This is a genomic window from Streptomyces arenae, from assembly GCF_022343545.1.
GTDB lineage: Bacteria > Actinomycetota > Actinomycetes > Streptomycetales > Streptomycetaceae > Streptomyces > Streptomyces humi.
In genome coordinates, this window is record NZ_JAKQYH010000042.1 from 102,179 (window position 1) to 125,591 (window position 23,413).

Genomic DNA, 23,413 nt, shown 5'->3' on the forward strand with positions numbered 1-23,413 from the left:
GGGCACCGGCATCTCGTGTCGTGAGCGTCATTCCCCCAGGCGGACCCGGCCGGGGATTCCCATGGCACGGAACGCCTCCCGCGCGGCGGCTGCCCGTTCGGCCGCCTCCGCCGTGTCCCCGAGAGACGCCAGCGACCGCGCGAGGCCGTCGAGCGCGTAGGCCTCCTCCACCTGGTGGCCGAGCCGTACGGCGGACGCATGCGCCTGCCGGTGCAGGGTCAGCGCCCGCTCGTGATCGCCACCGCGCCGGAAGAAGCGCCCCGCCGCGTTCCACACCGCGGCCTCCCGGACCGGCGCGTCCTCCAGCCCCTTGATGGCAAGCGCCTCCTCCACCCAGGGCAGCACCTGCTCGCCGCGCCCGAGCCGGTCCTCGGCCTCCGCGGAGAGGATCAGCAGCACGGCCCGCTCCGCCGGAGCGACGACACCGGGCGCCCGCTCACGTGCGACCGCCAGCGTCCTGGCCGCCGTCTCGACGTCGCCCATCGCCAACTGGACCTGCGCGAGGTCGCCGAGCCCCACCAGCTCCTTCTCCAGCGCGCCGATCTTGCGGGCGAGGCCGATGGAGCGGGTCGCCGTACGGACCGCCTCCGGGAAGTCACCGCGCTCCATGTGCACGGTGCTGATGTTCGACAAGGACTCCGCCTCGGCTCGTTCAGCCCCCAGTTCACGCTTGAGGGCGATCGACTGTTCAAGGCGGGGAAGCGCCTCGTCGAACCGGCCGGTGGTGGCGAGCAGCAGACCGAGCACGCCGGTGTCCTTGGCCTGTCCCCGGCGGTCACCGATGTCGACCGCCAGTTCATGGGCCTCGACGGCCGCCGCTATGCCGTCCTCGAAGCGGCCGCGTTTCCAGCAGGCGACCGCCAGGTTGGACAGGCTCAGCCGCAGCAGGTCGGCCTCGCCGAGGCGCCGGGCCGCGGCGACGGCGGTGTGGCAGAGCGCGAGGAACTCGTCGAGCCGGCCCCGGAGGTCGAGATGGAAGACAACGTTCGCCGCGAGGAGCGCCACCTCGCGGTCGAGGTCCCGGCGGAAGGCCAGGGCGATCGCGGCGAGCAGGCTGTCCTGTTCGCGTTCGAACCAGTCCCGGGCGGCTTCCGGAGTGCTCAGCGGCGCGAGTTCCGGTTCGGACGACGGCGTCGGCCGGGGCGTCCGTACCCTGCCGGGGAAGAGCAGGTCGCAGGCGACGTCCGAGGCGGTCAGCGAGTACTCCATCAGCCGGCGCACGGCGCCTGCCGCCTCTTCGCTGAACTCACCGGTGCCGCCCGAGTGCCGGGTGCGCGACAGCATGTGGGCGAAGCTGCGCACCAGGTCGTGGAAGGCGTAGCGGCCGGGTTCGTGCTGTTGCACGAGATGCATGTCGAGGAGGTACTCCAGGACGTCCTCGGCGTCGCGGGTCCCGAGGTCGAGCAGGGCCGCCGCCGTGTAGACGTCCAGTTCGGCGCCGGGGTACTGGCCCAGCAGCCGGAAGGACTTGCGGTAGGAGGCGTCCAGTCCCTCGTACGACAGCCGCAGGGTGACCTCGACGCTCCGTTCGCCCGCGCTGAGTTCGGCGAGGCGGTGGGTGTCGTCACGGAGCCGGTCCACGAGGTAACGCACGCTCCAGCGGGGGCGCTTGCGCAGCCGGGCCGCGGCGATGCGCAGCGCCAGGGGTAAGTGGCCGCTGAGGTCCGCGAGTTCGGCGACTGCCTCGGGTTCGGCCTGCGCCCGGCGGTCGCCGATGATGCTCTCCACGAGGGCGACGCTGTCGGGCGGGGCCATGGTGCCGAGGGAGATCGAGTGCGCGGCGTCCAGGTCGACGAGCAGGGCGCGGCTGGTGACCAGGACGACGGTACTGGTGGGGGAGGCCAGCAGGGGCCGTACCTGGGACTCGTCGACTACGTTGTCGAGCAGCAGGAGCATCCTGTGTCTGGTCATGGTGGCGCGCCACAGGGCGATGCGGCCCTGCGGATCGTCGGGTATCCGTTCGCCGGGAACGCCGAGCATGCGCAGCAGCGCCTCGGCTGCCGCCGCCGGAGTGAGGGGTTCCTCGTCGGGGGTGTATCCCCGTAGATCGAGGTGGAGTTGGGCGTCCGGGTAGCGTTCGGTGAGCTGGTGTGCCGCGCGGACGGCGAGCGAGGTCTTGCCGCTGCCGCCCATTCCGTCGATGGCGACGATGAGGGGTCCGGTGCCGTCGGCGTCCTCGATGAAGCCGAGGAGCTTGTGCAGTTCTTCCTCGCGGCCGGTGAAGTCGCGCAGATCGTAGGGGAGGGTGGAGCGCCCGCCGCTCACGGCGGGCGCCGGCGGGGTCTTCGGGGCGGTGCCGGTCAGCGAGGGGTCGTTGCGCAGGATGGCCTGGTGGAGCTCGCGCAGTGACGTGCCGGGCTGGATCCCGAGTTCCTCGTCGAGTACGGCGCGGATCGTGCCGTACTCCTCCAGGGCCTCGGCCTGGCGCCCGGAGCGGTACAGGGCGAGCATGAGCTGACCGCGCAGGGCCTCGCGCAGCGGGTTGTCACGGATGGCGGCGCGGATCTCGGCGATCAGCTCGGAGCTTTCGCCGGCTTCCAGGCGCAGGTCGAAGAGCTGCTCGACCGCGGCCATCCGCCGCTCCTCGAGCGACGCGGAGGCCGCGTCGACGACGGCGCCGCCACTGCCGGACAGCACCGGCCCTCGCCACAGGGCGAGTGCCTCGCGCAGCAGCGCCGTGGCCTCCGCGGTCCGGCCGGCGGCGGTGTGGTCGCGGGCCCGTTGCAGCGCGTCGGTGAACTGGAGCAGGTCGAGTTGTTCGAGCGTCACCGAGGCGCGGTATCCGGGTCCGTCCGTCGCGATCAGGGTCCGTCCCTCGGGGATGCGCTGACGCAGCTCGGCTACGGCCTTGCGGACCTGGTGGGCGGCGGTCGCGGGCGCGTCCTGGTCCCAGACGGCCTCGATGAGGCGGTGGACCGGCAGGACCCGCTGCGGTTCCAGGAGCAAGGTCACCAGCACGCGCTCACTCACGGGTCCGCCGACGTGGATGCGTTCGTCCGCGTCCCAACATTCCAGTGATCCGAGGATGCGGAAGCGGATGGGCACTGTCTGGTGCATGGCACGTGTCCTCTCCTCGGTCCTGGACGGCTGCCGTGACACCGCCCGACCGCGGGGACCGAGGGAGACCGAGACGGCCTCCCGTTCCTTCACGTTCCGCAGTGAACGGCACAGGGCGGCCGACGTCGTTGCTGGCATTCTCACCCATCGGCGGACCGAGTGGTGCGCGTTGCCGGCCGTGGGCGTGGCGAGCCGGAGCACGCTGCTCGATATCGGACAGGCTCTCGCGGGTGTCCGGTGCTTGCGCAGGTGGACGGGGTGCCGGTGGCCGGTGACGCGCGGACGGATGGCGGCGGCAGGCGGTCCGGGCGGTGCGGCGGCCTGCCCCGGCGTACGGGAGGCCGGAGTTCGCGCCGCGCGGGCCAACTCGCCTGCCCTTCACAGTGAGTGACTATGCATCATGTCATCGGAGCTGTCCGGGCGTCGGCCGATGCCTTCGCCGACGCCGGCCGTACGACACGGCCTGGACCGGACGGCCCGGGACCAGTGGTAACGAGGACCGGGAGCGCCCGTACGGCAGGTGTGTCCGCACCCGCTTCACAGACGGGACATCCGCACCTGCGGGGCCGGTCAGGTGCCCTGTACAACCAAGTCCACCCTCGGGTGGTCGAAGGGCACCGCACCCGTGGGCTGACCGGCGCGCAGGTGCGGAGGGGCCTGCGTGCCCGAGCGGGCGCGCGCACGGCGGACGGCCGGCGACACACTGCCGCCGGCCACCCACCGTATGCACAAGGTCATCTCAACGAGGTGCCGATCCCTGGTGCGGGACGTCGGCGAGCACCGGCGGGCGGTCCACGGACACCGGTGCCGGGGCGTCGGCCAGCACCCCGCCCCGACCCCAGTGATCCTGTTCTATGTCCCTCACCAGGACCGTCACCGCATCCGTCGGGCATCCCGCGATCCGGGCCACGGTGGCCGTCAGCTCGCCCACGAGATCGGCTCGTTTCTGTCGGTCGTTGCCCTTCCACCAGTCCACGGTCACGACAGGCATGGTCTTCTCCTCACTGTCCGGGCCGCACAAGGCCCTCGGTCGCCGGGAACTGGTCGAATCGGCGTGCCAGTTCCGCCATCATCTCCGCGGTGGGTTCGGGCGAGGAGTCCAGCAGCTCGCCCAGTTCGCGGAAGTACCGCTCCCGGCCGCCGTCCGGGGTGAACATCACCAGCAGGGTGGCCGGGTCGGTCCCGGGGTTGCCGAACGCGTGGCTGGTCCCGGGCGGCACCAGCATGAACGTCCCGGGAGACGCGATGCGTCGCTCCGCGCCCAGCGTGAGCAGCACGTCGCCGTCCACCACGTAGAACATCTCGGTCAGTTCGTTGTGGAAGTGCAGCGGCGCTCCGGGCGCCCGGGGCGGGAGCCGGTGTTCGGTGAGGCCGAACCGGCCGGCCGTGTCGTCCCCGGTGACCAGGAACGACACCGGGGTGCCGCCCACCACGGTCCCGGGACCGGCACCGGGTCCGACGACCCGCGGCCAGGTCATCGCCCGCCCCCGGCATCCGGCCGGGCGACCCCGGCTCGGCCCGACAGCGTCCACAGCGCCACCGCCGCGGCGGCCAGGGCGAGTACGGCCGTCAGCGCGTAGGCCCGGCCGAACGCCGTGTCCCCCGGCGCGCCACCGAGGATCAGGACCAGTACCGCCAGGCCCGTGGCACCCCCCGTGTACTGGGTGGTCGTGAGCACCGCGGACGCGGTGCCCTGGTCGCTGTCGGGCACGTCCTTGGTGCCCGCGATGTACATCCCCGCGAAGGCCATGCCCTGGCCGAGCCCGCTGACCAGCAGGCCCGGCAGCACGCCGGTCCAGTAGCCGGAGCCGCTCGTGCCGATACCGAGCAGGGCCAGCCCCGCCGCGCCGACCGCGAACCCGGTGGCGAGCGTACGGCGGATGCCCCAGGGCTCCGCGAGCCTCCCGGTGACGAGGTTGCCCGCGACCACGCTCAGGGTCAGCGGCAGGAAGGCGATGCCGGCTTCCAGCGCACCGTAGCCCCACACGTCCTGGAGGAAGAGGGTGATCAGGAAGAACTCGGCGCCCACGCTCGCCATGTAGAGCGCGGACATCGCGCTCGCGCCCGCCAGCGAGCGCACCCGCAGCAGCTCCGGAGGGATCAGGGCGGTGGCGGCCGGCCGCCTGTCGTACACCGTCCAGGCGGTGGCCAGTGCCAGAGCCGCCGCCAGGCAGCCGAGACAGGACGGGGAGGTCCAGCCGTCCACCGCGGCCTGCGTGAGTGCCGCCACCAGGCACAGGACGGCACCGGTGAACAGGGCCGCGCCGGGGACGTTGAGATGCCGGACCGACGCCCGGGTGCGTGTCCCGGGCGGCAGCACCCGCAGCGCGAGGGCGACGGTGACCAGGACGAGCGGGACGTTCACGAAGAACACCCACCGCCAGGACAGCACCGAGGTGAGCACACCGCCGATCAGCACACCCGCCGCGAGTCCCACCGCACCGAGCGCCCCCCAGATCGCGAGCGCCCGGGAGCGCACGGGCCCGGCCGGGAAGGCGGCGCCGATCAGGGCCAGCATGGACGGCGTCAGGGCGGCGGCGCCGACGCCCTGGGCGGCACGGGAGGCGATCAGCAGCCACTGGTCACCGGCCAACCCGGCCGCGAGGGAGCCCAGTCCGAACAGGGCCAGCGCGCCGAGGAAGAGCCTGCGCGGACCGGTCAGGTCCGCCGCGCGACCGCCGACGACGAGGAAACTGGCGAAGAACACGGCGTACGCCGACACCACCCACTGAAGCCGTTCGGGGGCCAGGCCCAGTCCCGATCCGATGCTCGGCAGGGCCACGTAGATGATCGAGTAGTCCAGTGCCACCAGGAACTGGGCGATGGACAGGGCCAGGAGGGCGGCGGCCATGCGGCCGGTGAACCGGTTGGCCGCCGGGGCGGCGGTCTCTTCGGTGCGGACGGTCATGACAGGACTCCGGTCGGCTGGAGCAGCAGGTCGGTCACCGTCGGGAAGTCCGCCGCGACATGGTCGGCGCCGGCGGCCGTGAGCGCCTGCGCGGTGTCGACGCCGTAGGAGACGGCGACGGTCCGCAGGCCGGCCGCGTGTGCCATCGCCATGTCGGTGACGGTGTCCCCGACATACCAGGACTGTGAAGGGTGAGCGCCCAGTTCGGACAGGACCCGCAGGGCCATGTCGGGGTGCGGCTTGCCGTGTTCGACCATGTCGTGGCAGACCACGGTGTCGAACTTGTCGAGGATGCCGGTGGCCTCCAGCAGGGCGTACGCGCTCGCCTGGATCTTGGAGGTGGCGACGGCGAGCGGGTGCCCTGCCGCCCGCATCCGGTCCAGGCCCTCGGCCACGCCTGGCATCAGGAGTCGCGGCCCCCGGCTGAGCAGGTCGTCGGTGAAACGGCGGCGGTAGCGGGCCGCGGCCTCGGCGGTCACGGCGTCGTGGACGCCGGTGCCCAGCAGTCCGGCGAGGGAGGCCTCCAGGGGTTTGCCGACGGTGGCCAGCACGTCCTGCCGGCTGGGGCGGGCGCCGAAGTCGCGGACCACGTCACCGATCAGTCCGGCGATGGCGGCGGGCGTGTCGGCGAGGGTGCCGTCGATGTCGAAGACGAACACGGAGGTCATGCCGCGACCTCCCCGGCGGGCACGGCGGTCGCCGCGTAGGCGACGGCGAGGTGTCCGGCGAGCCGGGCGGTGCTGATCAGGACCTCCCGGTTGGCTGCGGCGGAACGTCCCTCGGTGGCCCGTGAGACCGCCTTCATCAGGTAGGGGGTCGCGGCGGGGCCGCGTACCCCGTCCCGCTCCGCGGCGCCCAGCGCCTCCTGGATCACTCCTTCCATCGCCTCCCCGTCCAGCGCGTGTTCCTCACTGATGGGGGCCGTGACCAGCGCACCGCCCGGCAGGCCGGCCGCCCAGTGCATGCGGAGCGCCCGGGCTACGCCGTCGGCGTCGTCGATCCGCTGCGGCACCCGCAGACCGCTGGAACGGCAGTAGAAGGCGGGGAAGTCGTCGAAGCGGTAACCGATCACCGGCACCCCCAGCGTCTCCAGGTACTCCAGGGTGAGCCCCAGGTCGAGGATGCTCTTGGCCCCGGCGCACACCACGGCCACCTTGCTGCGGGTGAACTGCACGAGGTCGGCGGAGACGTCGAAACTCTCGCTCGCGCCCCGGTGGACGCCCCCGATCCCCGCCGTGGAGAAGAACGGGATGCCGGCGAGGTCGGCGGCCACGAGGGAGGACGCCACCGTGGTGGCACCCATGCCGCCGCCCGCCAGCACGACACCGACGTCGCGGCTCGACACCTTCGGCACACCGGTGCCGACCGCGAAACGCTCCATGTCGTCGGGGGACATCCCCACGGTGAACCGCCCGCCGTCCAGCCCGACGGTCGCCGGTACCGCACCCGACTCCCGCACCGCCTTCTCGATGGCGAGCGCCGTCTCCACGTTGCCCGGATACGGCAGACCGTGCGCGATCACCGTCGATTCCAGAGCGACGACCGGCCGGCCCTCGGCCAGCGCGTCACCGACTTCCTCACTGATACGCAGCAGTGGGTTCATACGAGTCTCCCAAACGGTTGCTGGAACGAGAGCGACGACGTACCGGCGACCCGGACCACACCGCGCCGTCCGTCAGGCCACCACCGTCCCCGACCCCGTTCCCGTTCGGTTCCCGTTCCGGGGCCGGGCCCCGGCACCCGATGCTCAGAGCCAGCCGCGGCGGGCCGCCTGCCAGGCGAGCTGCATCCGGGTCGTGGCCCCGGCGAGGGTCATCATCTGCTGGATGTGACGCTGGATGGTGCGCCGGCTCAGTCCCATCTGACTGGCGATGGCCTTGTCCGCGATGCCTGCCACCAGCAGGGAGAGGATCCGCCGGTCGGTGCCGGACAGCGGGTCGCCCGCCCGTACGGCGGCGGCGTCCGGGAGGGTGCCCGCGGCACTGACGTCGAGAGGGACGGCGGTCTCCCAGTAGCGTTCGAAGAGCGAGGTGAGCGCGTCCAGGAGACTGCTCTCACGGACCAGGGCGGCGGTGGGTTCACCGGGGGAGCCCTGGGGGCCGCCGGGCACCAGCGGGCAGATGGCGATGGCCCGGTCGGCCACGGCCAGCCGCAGCGGCAGATGCGGCACACTGCGGGCGATCTCCCCGGCCTGCACTCCCTCGATCACGTTGTCCACGGCGTGGTCGTCGTCGAAGAACGCCTGCTCGTACAGGACGCGGTAGCGCACCCCGCGGGCGAGGGCGTCGTACTCGGCGCGGTTGCTGCCCGACGGCATCGCGACGTACTGGGCCTTGCAGAACCAGAGCATCTCGTGCCGGGCGTTGTCCTGCATCTGCCGCAGGTGCTGCCGCAGCGACTCGGCGCCCGTGATCACCTCGATCAGCTGGCCCGCGTCCTGACGGCGCCGGGTGCTGCGGTACAGGTCCAGCAGATCGGTGACCGTGCTGCGCGCCTTGTCGAGTTCGTCGGTACGCCGTTGCAGCCGGGGCAGCAGAGCCACGTCCGGCGGCACGGCGGAGTACTGCGGCGGCACGTGATCGGTGGGGCTGGCGAGCCCCTTGGCCGTGAGGCCCGCCAGCACCACCTCCAGCGTCCCGTGCGGCAGTTCGCTCTGCTCCGCCAGTTCGCGCGCCGAGGCCGTGACCGCTCCGACCAGGAGGCGGTAAACGGTCTCCTCGACGGCCGTCAGCCCTGCCGCCTCCAGCATCGGCGGTCCCTCCCTGTTGCTCGCGCGGCGCGGCCGCCGCTTCCCGTTCCGCTGCTTCACCGGATCAGTGCGACGTGGCGGATCCCCGGTGGAGGAAGGCGCGGTCGATCGTCTGCCGGACGCTGTGCCCGGCGTCGTCCGCCGCTGTGATCCGCAGTGTGACACAGGCGTCGCCGCGCACCCCGGACGGACGTTCGACGGTCGCGGTGAAACGTCCGCTCGTTCCCTTCCCGGACGTCGGCGCGGTCCGTGCCGTCACCCAGGTCCTGCCGTCGTCGTAGGACGTCTGCACCGTGAGCTTCGTGCCGTGCGGGGCGGGCACGCCGTCGGGCATGCGGACGTCGAAGCCCAGCGTGTGGGTGCGCTGCGGGCCCACGGCGTTCTCGGCGTCGACGGGCACTGAGTAGTCCACCTGGAGCAGCGGAAGCAGCGCGGGGCTCGCGGTGGTGTCCGAGGCGAAGGACCACGAGGTCTCGGTCCGGGTGCCGAAGCGCCAGTCCTCCGAGTCGCGTCCGGTGGCCAGGTCCAGCCGGTAGCCTGCCCGGCCCGCCGGCACCTCGAAGGCGCCCCACGCGCCGGTGTCGGAGTGGGCGACCCGCTGTCCGTCCCGGTACAGGTCGGCGACGGCGGTGTCGCCCGTACCGGACGCACGGGTGCCGACGCCGCCGAGGCCCTCGCTCTCCGCGAAGGACCAGTGCCCCGCGGCGTCCGTGAAGTCCGGGACGTACAGGGAGACGGTGTCGCCGTACCGGGTGGAGGCGGGCCAGCCGGCCACGCCGTGCGGGACGGAGGGGCGGACCGGGGCGGTGAACCAGCGCTCCGTGGCCTGCTGTCCGGCCCGGTAGGTGTGGGTCGCGTCCCGCATGCCGGCCTGGAGCGGGAAGTCCTGGTCCAGGACGGTGTCGTGGTGGACGACGTGGTTCCAGAGGGTGTCGCCGGCCGTCACGTACTCCACGCGCTCCCGGCCCACCGGCACGTCCCGCGTGTACTGGTTCCATGCGGTGTCCTGGTACGGCCGCCAGGCGAAACGCTGCTCACTGGCCCAGTCGGAGGCGCCGGTACGGGCGTAGGTGGCGTGCACGAGCGCGCTGTCCTGCCCGGAGACGGTGTGCACGAGGTGCTGCGGGACGCGCTGGCGGGACACCTGCATGACGTCGTAGAGGTAGGGGCTGCGCACGGTGCCGGTGAACCGGACCCGGGTGACGGTCCGCGCGCTCCGCTTCAGGATCGCCGTGCCGTCCGCGTTGCCCGCGCGCATCACGGGCAGGGCGAGGCGTGTACCGCCCGGGCTCCAGCGTGTCCACGGGTAGAAGCCCTCCGGCACGACGAGCATCAGCGCCTTGGCGCCGGCGTCGGCGGCGGCCCGCGCGAGGGCGGTGTCGTCACCGAAGTCGTAGCGGATGACGGCCAGTCGGCCGCGGACGTGGGCGGCCTTGAGGTCGGCGGCGGTGCCCGTGCCGGCGTCCACGGCGGTCAGCCGGACGCCCTTGTCGTCGAACACCGGTGACGTCGGCAGGTAGTAGGGGGTGAAGGACCGTGAACCACCCTGCGGCCGAGCGGTGAGTTGCGGGGCCGTCAGCTGCCAGCGGGAGGCGAACTCGAAGGTGCCGTCCGTGACCTGCGCGGTGGGGCTGACGTAGATCCGCTTGGCGACGTCGAAGTACATGACGCCCTGGATCAGACCGTTGCCGTCGATCTGACGGTACGTCTGATAGCTGAGCACGCCGTGCTGTTCGGACGGTCGCGGGGTGCGGATCCGCACTTCCGTCACCTTCGAGGCGTCGAGGGTGACGGTCGAGTCCTTGGTGACCCGCACCTGCGGGTCGATCACCTCCCGCAGTTCCTGGCCGTCGGCCGCGTCGTCCAGGGTGCCGAAGCTCACCTGGTAGGTGCCCTCTTCGACGACGGCGACGGCAGGGTCGAGACCGGTGTACTGAGCGAAGCCGTCGGCCCCCCAGATCGTCGGGGCGGCCTGCGGTATCACCTTGCCGGCCCGGTCCTTGGCGATCACGGTGAGCCGGTGCAGCGGCGCGTGCACGACGAGGGAGAGCGTGGTGTGGGCGAGTGTGGTGCCGTCCGGTCCGGTCGCGGTGGCGTAGCCGTAGTAGGCGCCACGCGCGGAGTGCGCGCCGTCCGTGAGGACCGGGACGTCCGCCGAGGCCCCGGGGGCGAGCCGGATGCCGCCCGAGCCCAGGGTGACCACGCCGTCGGCGAGGGTGACACCGTTGTCGCGGGTCAGCGAGGCCGACAGTCTGAGGTCGAGGGCGTGGTCGCCGTCGTTGGTGTAGTGCAGGGTCGCCACCCGCCGCGGTCCGCCCGCGTCGGCGGTCTGGAGCGCGGGCAGGGTCACGGAGCCGGTGGCCGTCAGGGTCCCCATGGCCGCGCCGATGTCGATGCGCCCGCCGCCCTGTTCGGTCACCTTGGTGCCGGACACGAGGTGGGCGGTGCTGACGAGCGCGTCCTTGAGCTGCGGCCCGCTCCACTCGGGGTGCCGCTGGGCGAGAAGGGCGGCGGCCCCGGCGACGTGCGGTGTGGCCATCGACGTCCCGGACGCGGCCGTGTAATAGGGGTCCACCGGGGTGCCCATGGCCGTCCCCGAGGCGCGTGCGGCGACGATACCGACGCCGGGCGCGGTCACGTCGGGCTTCACGGCCTTGTCGCCGGGACGCGGGCCCCGGCTGGAGAAGGGCGCCAGGGAGTCGTCCCGGTCGACGGCCCCGACGGTGAGCGCGGCGTCGGCCGCACCCGGGGCGCCGATGGTCGACGCGCCCTGCTCACCGGCGTTGCCCGCGGCGACCACGAACAGCGTCCGCCCCGAGGCGGACAGGGTGTCGACGGCCTGGCTCATGGGATCGGTGCCGTCCGAGGGCGCGTCCGAACCGAGGCTCATGTTGACGACCTTGGCGTGCTCGGCGGCCGCCCACTCCATGCCGGCGATGACCTGCGACTCCGAGCCGTACCCGTCGTCGCCCAGCACCTTGCCGATCAGCAGGTCCGCACGCGGCGCGACCCCGCGCCGGGTACCGGAGGACGCCGCGCCGCTGCCGCCGACGATCGACGCGACATGCGTGCCGTGCCCGAAGTGATCGCTCACGCTGCCGCTGTCCGAGAAGTCACGGGACTCGGCGATCCGGCCCGCCAGGTCAGGGTGGCCGGCGTCCACACCGGTGTCCAGGACGGCCACCTTGACGCCCTGTCCCTCGAAACCGGCCTTCCAGGCGGCGGGTGCGCCGATCTGCGCCGTGCTGCGGTCCAGTGCCGGTGCCACCCTGCCGTCGAGCCACACCCGGGGGGTCTGCGCGAGCCGGGCCGTGCCGGAGGGGCGCAGGGTCCTCCAGAACGCGCCGAGGTCGTCGTCGTCCACCCGCAGGGCGGTCGCGTCGATGCTCGCCAGCCGGCGCTCGGGCACGGACCCCGTGTTGAACGCGGAGAGCCGGTCCGCCGTCGTCGCCGCGGCCCTGCGGCTCGCCGCCGTCCCGGCCGCCGCGCCGCCCGGCTCGGGGGAGACGATCAGCGGCAGCGCCGGGGTGCCGGCCTCGTCGTAGCCCTGGGCGATGAGGGCGGTGACGTCGAAGAGACGCCGGTCCAGCGTCCCGGCGGCGACCAACTCCGCGGCGTCGGACGGGAGTACGGTCATCGTGCCGTCGTCCTGCTCGTACGTCCGGAAGACGATGCCCCGGCGGCCCGTACCCGGCACCACCGAGGCGGTGCGCCGGCCGTCGCTGCCGGGTGTCACCGTCACCCGGTCACCCGTCACCAGCCGTACGGTGGAGGGCGATCCGGCGACGCCCTTCGCCTCCGCCGCACCGGGGGAGGACGCGAGGGAGGACGCCTGCGCGGAGGCGGACGAGAGCCCTCCTGTGGTCAGAACCAGTGCTGTCGATATCGCCGCCGTCAGACGGATCCATGCCATCAGCCACACACCTTTCGTGCAACGCTTGATCACGCGTTGTCCGAAAGAATCTGCCGAGCGGATGACCATGTCACGGGCCCACGATGTCGCGACTGCGACATGTCCCAACTGCGCCACTCCGTGCCGGTGAACGGGCGCGCCGCGACGGTGAACGCGACCCGTCCGTGGCCCGGTGTCCTGGGTCCAAGGTCGCGGGTCACATGGGTCCCTCGGCCGACGCGCGTCCCGCCCACCGAGGTGATCATGGGATGCCCCCGTGAGTTGAGGAGGATCCATGCGGGCGGAGCAGGTCGACTGGGTCGGCATTCCGGCCGGGTCGCTGCAACGGGGCACGCCGGCCGACGAGGTGGCGGCCGTGGCCCGCCGCTACGCGGACACCGGTGTGCCCGCGGAGTGGTACTTGAAGGAGGCTCCGCGCACGGAGATCCACGTCCCGGCGTTCCGGATCGCCCGTACCCCGGTCACGGTCGGCCAGTGGGCACCCTTCGCGGTGGACACCGGCCGACCGGTCCCGCGGGCGCCCGCGGACCACCCGGTCATCGGGGTCGCCTGGGAGTCGGCGACGGCCTACTGCCGGTGGCTCGGAGACCGGCTCGGCCTGGAGGTGCGGCTGCCCACGGAGGACGAGTGGGAGCGCGCCGCGCGGGGCGACGACGGCCGCGAGTTCCCGTGGGGCGACGAGTACCGAACCGGTCTGGCCAATCTGGTGGACCTGGGCATCGGCACCACGACGCCGGTCGGCTCGTTCCCGGCCGGAGCCGGCCCGTTCGGCGTACTGGACATGGCGGGCAACGCCGACGAGTGGACCTCGACCCGCTACGCGCCCTACCCGGGCGCGCCCGCCGGGGTGCCGGCCACCGAGGACTGGGCCTTCGACCGGCACGTCACCCGAGGCGGTGCCTTCCGTCATGACCGGGACCTGGCCCGTTGCGCCCGCCGGCACGGCGCCTACGAGCCGGACCTGGAAGCGATCGGCGTGGGCTTCCGCCTGGCGGCACCGGCCGCGTAGCACCGGACACCGCCCAGGCATCGCATCCCGGAACGTGTCTCCCTCAACGGGATCCGCAGGGACGGAGTCTCCCTCAGCTGGGTCCGCAGGGACAGGGTCCCCTCAGCGAGGTCCGCGGGGGTTGGTTCATGCCGCCAGCGTCGCGTTCTTCTGTCCGGTGGTGTCGCGGTCCGCGAGGTAGCGCTGCAGGAGCGCGTCCGCTGCGCGCAGGGCCTGTTCGGTGGTGCGGGCCCCGGTCATCACGCACAGGGTGTACGTGGCGTCTTCGAGTGCCCTGCTGGTGCGACCGGTCGGACGTACGTCGTGCTCGATGCGTGCCTGGGCGAACTGGGCGAGCACCGTGCGTAGTTGCTTCTCCGCCGGAAGGAGCATGGGGGTTCCCTTTCCATACAGGCACAGCTCGCGAGGCGGCCGGGAGGCCACCGCGAGGAACGGGTCTGACCGACGGCCTCCGCTGCCTGCGGCGACGGACGGCGTCGAGCAAGTGATCAGGTGCCCCGTGCCGGGGGATCTACGCCAACCTGGGCGGTCCGGTCGCCTGTTCGGTGAAAATAGGTTCCTCCGAGCAGGGCGGCTGTACCTATGCTCTCCTGAGGCGCTGACAGGGCGCCCTGCCGAGACCCGGCACTCGACGGACCGAGGAAGCGTGGGGCAATGACCAGCCGACTCATCGCACTCTCCTTCGACGCGCACCAGCCCGAGCGGCTGGCGGACTTCTGGTCCGGGGTCCTGGGCCTGAAGAGAGCTGAGGACGGCTACGACGGCGTGGCCCTGTTGTCCGGGAACGACGCCGGCTACCTCATCGGCTTCCGTCCGGCCCAGGCTCGGAAGGTCGCCCAGAACCGGCTGCACTTCGACCTGACGAGTTCCTCTCCCGAGGACCAGCAGGAGACCGTGGCCCGGGCACTCGCCCTCGGCGCGCGCCACGCCGACGTCGGCCAGGGGCCGGACGCGTCCCATGTGGTGCTCGCCGACCCCGAGGGCAACGAGTTCTGTGTCATCGAGCCGGGCAACCGGTTCCTGGCCGGCTGCGGCCACATCGGCGCGCTAGCCTGCGACGGTTCGCAGGCCGTGGGCTACTTCTGGAGCGAGGCCCTGGGCTGGCCGCTCGTCTGGGACCAGGACGAGGAGACCGCCGTCCAGTCGCCGAACGGCGGCACGAAGATCACGTGGGGCGGACCGCCGTTGATGCCGGACCCCGGCAAGGACCTGCACCTCGAACTCGCACCGGACGGCGATCAGCAGGCGGAGGTCGAGCGCCTGCTCTCCCTCGGGGCGCAACGCCTGGACTCCACCCGTGGCGAGGACGGCCCGGTACTGCTGGCCGACCCCGACGGCAATGAGTTCCGCGTACTCACCCCTCGATGAAGCCGCAGTACAGGGGCGGCCGCCCCGGTCGCATCCGGCTTCCTGGAGCACGCGAGGACCCGGCACGCGCCGGGCGCCGCCCTCCGAGACCACGGAAAGCCCAGGTGGGACATCTGCTGGGAGCGACTGCCGAGCCGGTTCGGACGATCCTCGCCGTGCGCCGCCGCAATCACCCGGAAGTGATCTAGCCAGCCCTCCCGCACCTGTGACTTTCTGGAGTCTCATGACCACTGTCTGTAGCGGGTGGTCCGGATTCGGATGAAGGGATGACGATGAGCACTCCGCAAGGGGCGGACGCGGGTCGTGATGGTTCAACCCCTCCGATCAGAACGGTTGCGGGAACCGGGGTGGCGGGGTCCGCAGGGGACAACGAGGCCGCGGTCTCGGCTCAGTTGAACCGCCCGTACGGGATCGCGGTGGACGGCACCGGCACCCTGTACTTCGCCGACTACAGCGGTCACCGGGTCCGGAAGATCACGACGGACGGGGTGATCAGCACGGTCGCGGGGACCGGTGCCGCGGGTTTCAAGGGCGACGGCGGCCCGGCGGTCTCGGCCCAGCTGAACTGCCCGCGTGAGGTGGCGGTGGACAGGGCCGGTGCCGTCTACGTCGCTGATTCCAGCAACCACCGGATCCGGAAGATCACGACGGACGGGAAGATCAGCGCGGTCGCCGGTACCGGGGTGGCGGGCTTCAGGGGTGACGGCGGTCCCGCCGACGCCGCCCAGCTGAATCTCCCGTTGGGAGTCGCGGTCGACAGCACAGGTGTCCTCTACATCGCCGACTACAACAATCACCGGGTCCGCAGGATCACGACGGACGGGGTGATCGGCACGGTCGCGGGGACCGGTGCCGCCGGTTTCAAAGGTGACGGCGGCCCGGCGGTGTCGGCGCAGCTGAACTGCCCGGCGGGGCTGGCGGTGGACAGCGCCGGCACCCTCCATGTCTGCGACTACGGCAACCATCGGGTCCGCAGGATGACGGCGGACGGGGTGATCGGCACGGTCGCCGGGACGGGTGTCGCGGGCTTCAGCGGCGATGACGGACCCGCCGTCGCGGCCAGGCTGAACTCCCCGTTGGGGGTGGCGGTGGACAGCACCGGCGTCCTCTACATCGCGGACTACAACAATCACCGGGTTCGCAGGGTCACGGTGGAAGGGGTGATCGGCACGGTCGCCGGCACGGGCGCCGCGGGCTTCGGCGGCGACGGGGGCCCGGCCGCCTCCGCCCAGCTGAACGGCCCGCGCAAGGTGGCGTTGGACTGCGTCGACACCCTCTACGTCACCGACCACCTCAACAACCGGATCCGGAAGTTGACGTCGGGGAAGATGGCCGGGCGGCCCGAGTCCGGCACGGTGGTCACCTGGGCCAACGTCCGCAGCAGGCTGCGCATGGGAGTCCTGCGCGAATCCACCCAGGACGGGGCGGAGATCCACCAGACCCTGCCCGTTTCCAGGAACCACCAGCGGTGGCGGCTGGTCGCGGCGGGCCAGGACGACGGCGACGTCCTGTACCGGATCGAGAACGTGCGCAGCGGCAAGGTCCTGGAGGTCGTCGAAGCGCAGGAGAGGGCCGGGGCGCTCGTCGTGCAGCGCGGCTACGAGGGCGGCGACGCGCATCACCAGCACTGGAGGCTGATCCCGGTGGGCCCGGTGAGCGGCGATCCGCGGGTCTACGAGATCGCCAATCGGCACAGTGGTCTGCTGCTGAGGGTCGACACCAACGCCTGTACGGCCGTCAGGCAGCACGGGGCGGAGGGCGACCACCGGGGCCGCCAGTGGCAGCTGCTTCCCGTGTAGCGAACGGAAGGGGGCAGGGGCGGTCCCGCCCCTGCCCTCCTGCGACTGCTCCCTCCTGCGACTGCTCCCCCCTGCGACTCCGGCCCTACTCGGAACGGGACGGCTTGTCCGCGGTCGCCTTGGACGCCTTGGGCGCTTCCGGGGCCTTGGGGGCCTCCGGAGTCCTGGGGGGTTTGGTGTAGTCGCTCTTCTTCGGCATGTTCGCCAGGTCCTCGTCCTTCTGGAGGTCGCCGTGCTCCGTCACCGTCGCACTCGCTTCCTGCATGCCGGCGGAGGCCGCCTTGGTGACCGAGCCGGGATCCCGTGCGTACTGGGACTGCGCGCCCGCGGACGTCCGGGTGGTCTGGATGAAGGCGCCGAGGAAGCCCAGGACGGCCCGTGCTTCGGGCGAGGTCTCCCGCACGATCTTCGCGTCGGAGGAGGCGCCGTGGATCGCGTTGTTGAACAGGCTCGGGCTGGTGTCGTCGTACGTGTCGGCGTCGGAGTCCTCGAAGTCGACACCCTCACCCGGCCGCGGCTTCGTGCTGTCGGTGGTCACGGAGAAAAGCCCCGCGCCCTTGGCCGCGGAGTTGAAGATGTTGTCGAACACCATGGTCGTCACCTCGTGTCGTCGTGGCGGCGGGGTGCCGCGCGGTCAGGGCTGCTTGTAGAGCGTCTGCTGGCTGACGGTCAGGCTCTCGACGTCGAGCAGGGCGTGGTGCACGTCCAGGGCGGAAACGACCTCGGCCAGTCCTTTCATGCGGAAGCCACCGGGCGCCAGGTCGATGTCGCCGATGTCGCGCGCGACCATCCCGCTGAGTGCGGGATAGGTACCGGGCTGCGGGGGAGACAGGACCGCCACCGGCACCGCGTACTGCACCGCGATCAGTCCGGAGAAGGTCACCGGGATCTCGTAGGTGTACTGCTTGCGGGTGCGCCGCTGCGTGACGATGGTCTGCACACGGGAGTTGGCCGGCACCTTGCCCGAGATCTGCGACTTCGACGCCCAGCTGGTGGTCAGGGAACCCCCCACGGTGGCCGCGATGCCCAGGGCCAGCTGGGCGTTGAGCGACGCGTTGCCGGTGGCGCTGCCCGAGGTGGTGAACCCCACCGAGTTGGTCATCCCGTTCGACGAGGAGTTCGTCGCCGAACTGCTCGCGGACGTCTCGCTGGTATTGGCGTTGTCGACGCCGACACTGTCCTTGCTGTTCTTGTTGGTCACCGTGTTCGAGTTCCGGTTCGCCGTCCCGTTCTGGCACGACGCCTGGAGCTGCGACTGGAGATCCAGACGGAGCTGATTCTGCAACTGCAACTGGAGCGAGGCGCCGACGCTGCCGCCGAAAGTGAGTTTGGCGTCCCCGTGGAGCGACCACGTCACCCCGTTCGAGACGGAGAAATCGACCGAGTCGGTGAAGTTCATCTCCTCTTGGCTTCGGTTGACGTATGAGCGGGTGGAGAACGTGTCGGGCGGAGGCTGCCCGATATCGCCCCGCACCTCGATCAACGGCTCCCCGAGGTTCATGTAGGCCAGCCAGCCGAGCTGGAACGCGGAACCGGGGAAGCTGCCGAAGCTCGACTTGTTCACCGAGAAACCGACGGGCTTGTGCTTCACGCCGGAGGCGTCGACGTAGACCAGGTTCGGGTGATTCAGGATGGACTGCCAGGTCTGCTCGATGTTGAGTTCCCGCAGGTTCTTCTTCGTCAGCGGCTGACGCTTGGCGTCTACCAGGCTGTATGCGGTGGAAGGCATCTGTCCGTCCTCGACTAATTCCGACAGAACGTCTTGGGCAGTCGAAATTAGCACGCGAAATAATGGCCGGGAAGAGGTGTCTGTACATCGCACTCATTCGAGTGAGCGCTCCTTAATCGTCACTCGATCGATGACTTTCCGGCGGCCCATTTCTGTCAGTAACATGAACTCGGCCATTTTCATGCACAGGCTTTCCCGTGCATTCTGACGTTGTTCTTCACATGAAAAAGGAGAGGTATCCGCGATGTACACCCAAGAACGCGCGACGATGTCCAATCTGGTGGTCGGCGGCCCGGTGGCGGTGAACAGCTACGACAACGCGATCGTGGCGGCACTGGTCGAGAACCGGCCGGTCATGCTCGTCCACGCCTTCAACGGCGGCTACCTGCGGCCCGTCGAGCTGAAGGAGGAGAGCCATGACAAGGGGGTCAAGCTGGCCACCGCACTCGACCCGGCCACCAAGGAGGCCAAGGGCCACCTTTGGTACATCACCCCGGCCGGCTTCTTCGGCCAGCGACCGCTGTACGTCATCGAGAGCGCAGCGGGACAGGTGACGCCCAAACAGGCCGCTACTGGGACAGCCGACGCCGGCCGGGGGGACGACGGCGTGCCCAAGCCGCAGCGCAGGCGCGTCACCGTCCACCAGGAGGCACCCAAGAGCACAGCCGACAGCGTCCAGGTCGGCCTGCCCGACAAGGTCGGCGACAAGTGGCGGGGGAGGAACGGCGCGCCCGAGGACACCCAGCTCTGGATCGTCACGGTGACGCCGTGGGGCGGGATCACGTTCGTTCCGATCACCCACCCGGACACCATCCTCGGGTTCAAGGACCACGCGGTGGCGGCCGACAGCGAGGTGCGGGTCACCTACAACTGGGGTGGGGACTTCACCGGAACGGTCATCAACACCTTCCACCCGCGGCTGCCCAGCGAGTGGGACGTCCCCTACCACCACGTCTTCACGTGACGGCGCTCGGCCGCCGCACCACACCCGTCCCGAGCCGACGCCCCCACCGTCTGGAGGAGGCACCACCATGCCCCTGCCCGTGGAAGAACTGAAGTTCCAGATCGTCAACGCCGCCACGGGGAAGCCCCTCGGCGTCGCGGCCGCACCCGGCGCGGGCGGAGCCCTCGTCGTCCGAGACCCGCTCGACGGCGACTCACTCGCCGGACAGTGGCAGCTCACCCCCGTACCGCCCGCACCGGGCGGGCGGACCGAAGACGACCTCGTGTACGTGATGCGCAACGTGGCCGGCGACAAGGTGCTCGACAACCCCGCTGCCGCGGACCGCGGCGTGCGCCAGGGGAACCCCGTCGCGGGCAGGAAGGGACAGCAGTGGCGCGTCGTCCCCGTCGACGGCGAAGCGGGTTCCTGCTTCATCGAGACGGTGACCGACGACACCGTTCTCGACCTCGCCGACCCCGGCGAGGACGGCACACGGGTGGTCCTGCGTGCCTACGACGAGAACGCGGCAAGCCAGCGCTGGCGGTTCGTGACCGCCGAACCCGAGCGCAGCAGCGACCCCGTGCTGTGCTGGGCACCCCTGAGCCACTGGAACAGCCGTCGGTCCTGGCGCCTGTCCCGCTCGGCCGCGCTGCGTCCGGCACCCGGCGCGGAGCCTTCCTTCAGCGACCTGCTGCTGGTCCTCGAACGCTTCGGAAGCGACCAGAACGCCGGCGGCTGGCGGAGCGACGGGCCCGCCCGGCCACCGAACGGGCAGCCGGGCGGATGGGCCGGGCTCGGTGCGCGCTTCCTCGCCGACACCACGGGGGCGGGGCGGACGGACATCGTCGCGCTCAAACCCGCGAAGGGGGCGGTGACCGCGTCCGGCAGAGGTGACGGTACGTTCGACGACGACGAACGCGTCCTGCACCAGCCCCCGCCCTCGCCGAATCCTGCGGACCTGTGGGCCCTCGTGGACATGACGGGCGACGGCAGCCCAGATGCCGTCGCACTGTGCGCCGACGGCGTCCGTGTGGCCGCTCGGGGCGACAGCGGGACGTTCACGCCCGCGGGCGGCAACCTGGCCGTCAAGGGGTTCGGCCACGACCGGAAGGCCGGCGGATGGCTCGTCGACAAGCATCCCCGTTTCCTGGTCGACACCACCGGTGACGGACGCGTCGACATCGGCGGCTGCCACGACGACGGCGTCTGGATCTCGCTCCAGGACGAGGAAGGAAAGTTCACGCCGCTCGCCGACGAACCGGTGCTCCGCGCCTTCGGTCACGACGAGAAGGCGGGCGGGTGGCTCGTCGACAAGCATCCGCGTTTCCTCGCGGACACCACCGGTGACGGACGGGCCGACATCGTCGGCTGCCACGACGACGGCGTCTGGGTCTCGCTCCAGGGAGAGGACGGCACCTTCACCGAACCGCGGTACATCCTCGATGACTTCGGAACCGACCAGGGGTCGAACTCGGCCGAGGAGTACCCCCGGTTCCTGATCCGCACCATCGGTGAGGAGAAGACGGACCTCGTCGGGTTCGGCCCACAGGGCGTCGTCGTCTCACGAGGACGCGGTGACGGCACGTTCGAGCCCGCGAAGCTGGTCCTGAACGATTTCGGGCACGCCCAGGGCTGGACCGGCGGCAAGCACCTCCGCCTCCTCGCCGACGTCACCGGCGACGGCAACCCGGATGTCGTCGGCTTCGGCGACGAAGGAGTCTGGGTGTCGCACAACCGCGGCGACGGCCGGTTCGACCAGGCCCGACTGGTGTGCCGTGGCTTCGGGTACAACGACGACGCGGGCGCCTGGCGAGTCGACCGCCACCCTCGCTTCGTCACCGACATCACCGGCGACGGACGCGTCGACATCGTCGGCTTCGGCGGCCAGGGCGTGTACGTGGCCCGCAACCTGTTCCGCCGATTCAGGACCAGGTGACCGTCCCGGGCCTGCGCAGCCGGAGGGGGAGCCACCCCCGTCGGCTGCCGCGTCCACGTTCAGACCGCAGGCCACGGCTGACTACCTGCCGAGCGGTGTCGCCTATGCGCTGTCCGCGCCGGTCGCCTGGCGCTTCGTCCGCAGCCCGGAACGGGCCGGCGAAACGGCGGCACGACACGTGGGTTCGCGGAGTTCCGGACCGGGAGATGATGACCCTGGGCGCGGCACGCACTGACCGGGCCGAGTGGTCGGTGGAGAGTCGTGGAGGGACTGTCGGTGGGGGTACGGCGCAGGAGTGTGGTCGCCGCTGCTGCCTGGCTGCCGTTCGTCGGCGCCTCGACGTCCTGCACCGGCGGCCCCGAGCCGGTACGAGGGCCGGCGACAGACCTGCTCGAGGGCCGGGACTGGGCCCACTTCGCCGGGGCGAAGCCCACGTCGGCGGGGGTTCGCATCACGCGCCTCGACCGGCGCATCACCCGGCAGGACGGCGGCGGAGGGCAGCCGAATCCGCCGGTGAACCTGCGCGGCCCCCACCTCGTGTTCCGGGGCGCCGTCCGGATCGAGGCACGCCTGAGAAGAACGGACGACACGGACGCCTACCTGCACCTGTACGGCGAGACTCCCGTCGTGTACGACGAGTGGCGTCAGGAGCCGCGCGGGGTGCGGATCGGTGTGGCCGGCGGACGGGTCAGGTTCGACCGCTGGGACGGAGACTCGGACCGGCCCGCCGCGACCCGTACGTTCGCCGGGGACTTCGGGGAGGACGTCCGGCTCGCCGTCGAGGTGCGGGGGAGCGGGCTGGTACTGGAGGCCGACGGGACCGTCCTGGGGACCTTCGCGGGGCGGGACGTCTTCGGTCACGGCCGTGTCTGGTTCGGTGCGGACGCGCAGGGTGACGGGGAAGGCTGGACACTCGGCGAACTCCGCGCGCTGCCACTGGGCCGGGGACGGATGGCCGTCCAGAACGCCCCCGGTCTGGAAGTGCCCCGGTCCACCGACGCGTTGCGTGACCTGGCGGCCGACCTCGAACGCCCGATCCGCCTGGGAACCGCCCTGGCCGCGGGCCCGCTGCTGACCGACGGCGCGTACCGCAGGACGGCGGGCGAGGAGTTCTCCATGCTCACCCCGGAGAACGACTTCAAGCCGCAGTTCGTCCAGCCGCGACGCGGCGTGTTCGCCTTCGAGGAGGGCGACACCCTGGTGGCCTTCGCCGAGGCCAACGGGATGCAGGTGCACGCGCACACGCTCGTCTGGTTCGAGGCGCTGCCCGCGTGGATGCGCGCCGAGATGACGGACGCGGACCGCAGGCGCGTCATGACCGACCACATCCGGGCGGTCGCGGGCCACTTCCGGGGCAGGGTGGCGGAATGGGACGTGGTGAACGAGCCCATGTCCGACGAGGACGAGGACTACACCAACGGCAACCTCGGGGTGCGGCCGCACCTGTGGTTCGAGGCGATGGGCGAGCGGTACATCGACATCGCGTTCCGCACCGCCCGGGAGGCCGATCCGCATGCGGTGCTCTACCTCAACGAGTACGGGGTCGAGGAGGACGGACCGCGCTGGGACGCCCTCCTCGCGCTGCTGATCCGGCTCAGGGGACGCGGTGTCCCGATCGACGGCGTCGGTTTCCAGAACCACGAGTACACCGCCGGCGACCGTACCGACCCGGAGGCCTTCCGGCGCAAGGTCCGGGCACTGGCCGGACTCGGCCTCAAGGCCCGGGTCTCGGAGATGGACGTCCTCGTCGGCGACGGCGCGGAGGACGAGGACGTCCAGGCCCGCCAGTTCGCGGGGAAACTCGCCGTCTGCACGGAGGAACCCAACTGCACCTCCTTCTCCACCTGGGGCTTCACCGACCGGTACGGTTCCACGGCCGACATCCGCACCTATCCCCCCGGTCCGGGAAACGCCCTTCCCTGGGACCCCGCGTACGAAGCGAAACCCGCGTACTGGGCCCTGCGAGACGTCCTCGACCGCTAGCCACGCGGGACCACCGCAT

At 71.5% G+C, this 23,413-nt stretch carries 17 protein-coding genes; 6 read left to right on the top strand and 11 right to left on the bottom strand.

What is annotated here, in order from left to right; all coding sequences use genetic code 11:
* Nucleotides 1-27: 27 nt before the first annotated feature.
* From MB828_RS17655 to MB828_RS17690, 8 genes are all read right to left on the bottom strand, one after another.
* Complete coding sequence (locus tag MB828_RS17655; RefSeq protein WP_301649041.1) at nt 28-3,057, bottom strand: AfsR/SARP family transcriptional regulator; 3,030 nt, start codon at nt 3,055-3,057, stop codon at nt 28-30.
* Nucleotides 3,058-3,796: 739 nt separating this feature from the next.
* Nucleotides 3,797-4,048: a tautomerase family protein gene (locus MB828_RS17660; protein ID WP_301649042.1), complete on the bottom strand. Its 252-nt coding sequence runs from the start codon at nt 4,046-4,048 to the stop codon at nt 3,797-3,799.
* 10 nt (nt 4,049-4,058) lie between these two features.
* Entirely contained in the window at nt 4,059-4,535 is a 477-nt protein-coding gene (locus tag MB828_RS17665) for a cupin domain-containing protein (RefSeq protein ID WP_301649043.1), read from the bottom strand.
* Nucleotides 4,532-5,965, bottom strand: a complete 1,434-nt coding sequence (locus MB828_RS17670) for an MFS transporter (protein WP_301649044.1) — start codon at nt 5,963-5,965, stop codon at nt 4,532-4,534. The genes MB828_RS17665 and MB828_RS17670 overlap by 4 nt, the downstream gene beginning before the upstream one ends.
* A complete protein-coding gene (locus MB828_RS17675; RefSeq protein ID WP_301649045.1) occupies nt 5,962-6,633 on the bottom strand; it encodes an HAD family hydrolase in 672 nt (223 codons plus the stop codon). Before MB828_RS17675 ends, MB828_RS17670 begins: the two co-directional genes overlap by 4 nt.
* On the bottom strand, nt 6,630-7,568 hold the full coding sequence (locus MB828_RS17680; protein ID WP_301649046.1) for a pseudouridine-5'-phosphate glycosidase: 939 nt from the start codon (nt 7,566-7,568) through the stop codon (nt 6,630-6,632). Before MB828_RS17680 ends, MB828_RS17675 begins: the two co-directional genes overlap by 4 nt.
* 144 nt (nt 7,569-7,712) lie before the next feature.
* Complete coding sequence (locus MB828_RS17685) at nt 7,713-8,714, bottom strand: helix-turn-helix transcriptional regulator (protein ID WP_301649047.1); 1,002 nt, start codon at nt 8,712-8,714, stop codon at nt 7,713-7,715.
* Between the two features lie 64 nt (nt 8,715-8,778).
* Nucleotides 8,779-12,627 (bottom strand): S8 family peptidase, encoded by a 3,849-nt coding sequence (locus MB828_RS17690; RefSeq protein ID WP_301649048.1) that lies wholly within the window; start codon nt 12,625-12,627, stop codon nt 8,779-8,781.
* Nucleotides 12,628-12,901: 274 nt separating this feature from the next.
* Between MB828_RS17690 and MB828_RS17695 the strand changes: the two genes are divergently transcribed.
* On the top strand, nt 12,902-13,636 hold the full coding sequence (locus tag MB828_RS17695) for a formylglycine-generating enzyme family protein (RefSeq protein WP_301649049.1): 735 nt from the start codon (nt 12,902-12,904) through the stop codon (nt 13,634-13,636).
* A 126-nt stretch (nt 13,637-13,762) separates the two neighbouring features.
* On the opposite strand, the gene MB828_RS17700 is transcribed toward MB828_RS17695, so the two are convergent.
* A complete protein-coding gene (locus MB828_RS17700; protein ID WP_133024243.1) occupies nt 13,763-14,008 on the bottom strand; it encodes a DUF5133 domain-containing protein in 246 nt (81 codons plus the stop codon).
* A 282-nt stretch (nt 14,009-14,290) separates the two neighbouring features.
* Here MB828_RS17700 and MB828_RS17705 point away from each other — a divergent pair, with 282 nt between their 5' ends.
* The gene (locus MB828_RS17705; RefSeq protein ID WP_301649050.1) at nt 14,291-15,004 is read left to right on the top strand and encodes a VOC family protein; all 714 of its coding nucleotides are present in this window, start codon (nt 14,291-14,293) and stop codon (nt 15,002-15,004) included.
* 272 nt (nt 15,005-15,276) lie between these two features.
* Nucleotides 15,277-16,803 carry an RICIN domain-containing protein gene (locus tag MB828_RS17710; protein ID WP_301649051.1) on the top strand — a complete coding sequence of 509 codons (1,527 nt, stop codon included), beginning with the start codon at nt 15,277-15,279 and terminating at the stop codon, nt 16,801-16,803.
* 85 nt (nt 16,804-16,888) lie between these two features.
* Here the strand turns inward: MB828_RS17710 and MB828_RS17715 are convergent, their stop codons facing one another.
* Nucleotides 16,889-17,395, bottom strand: a complete 507-nt coding sequence (locus tag MB828_RS17715) for a hypothetical protein (RefSeq protein WP_301649052.1) — start codon at nt 17,393-17,395, stop codon at nt 16,889-16,891.
* A 42-nt stretch (nt 17,396-17,437) separates the two neighbouring features.
* On the bottom strand, nt 17,438-18,532 hold the full coding sequence (locus MB828_RS17720; protein ID WP_301649053.1) for a hypothetical protein: 1,095 nt from the start codon (nt 18,530-18,532) through the stop codon (nt 17,438-17,440).
* Nucleotides 18,533-18,776: 244 nt separating this feature from the next.
* Between MB828_RS17720 and MB828_RS17725 the strand changes: the two genes are divergently transcribed.
* The 3 genes from MB828_RS17725 (at nt 18,777) to MB828_RS17735 (ending at nt 23,394) form a co-directional block, all read left to right on the top strand.
* Complete coding sequence (locus tag MB828_RS17725) at nt 18,777-19,496, top strand: hypothetical protein (RefSeq protein WP_301649054.1); 720 nt, start codon at nt 18,777-18,779, stop codon at nt 19,494-19,496.
* A gap of 67 nt (nt 19,497-19,563) precedes the next feature.
* Entirely contained in the window at nt 19,564-21,411 is a 1,848-nt protein-coding gene (locus MB828_RS17730) for an FG-GAP-like repeat-containing protein (protein WP_301649055.1), read from the top strand.
* 261 nt (nt 21,412-21,672) lie between these two features.
* Complete coding sequence (locus MB828_RS17735; RefSeq protein WP_301649056.1) at nt 21,673-23,394, top strand: endo-1,4-beta-xylanase; 1,722 nt, start codon at nt 21,673-21,675, stop codon at nt 23,392-23,394.
* Nucleotides 23,395-23,413 lie beyond the last annotated feature (19 nt).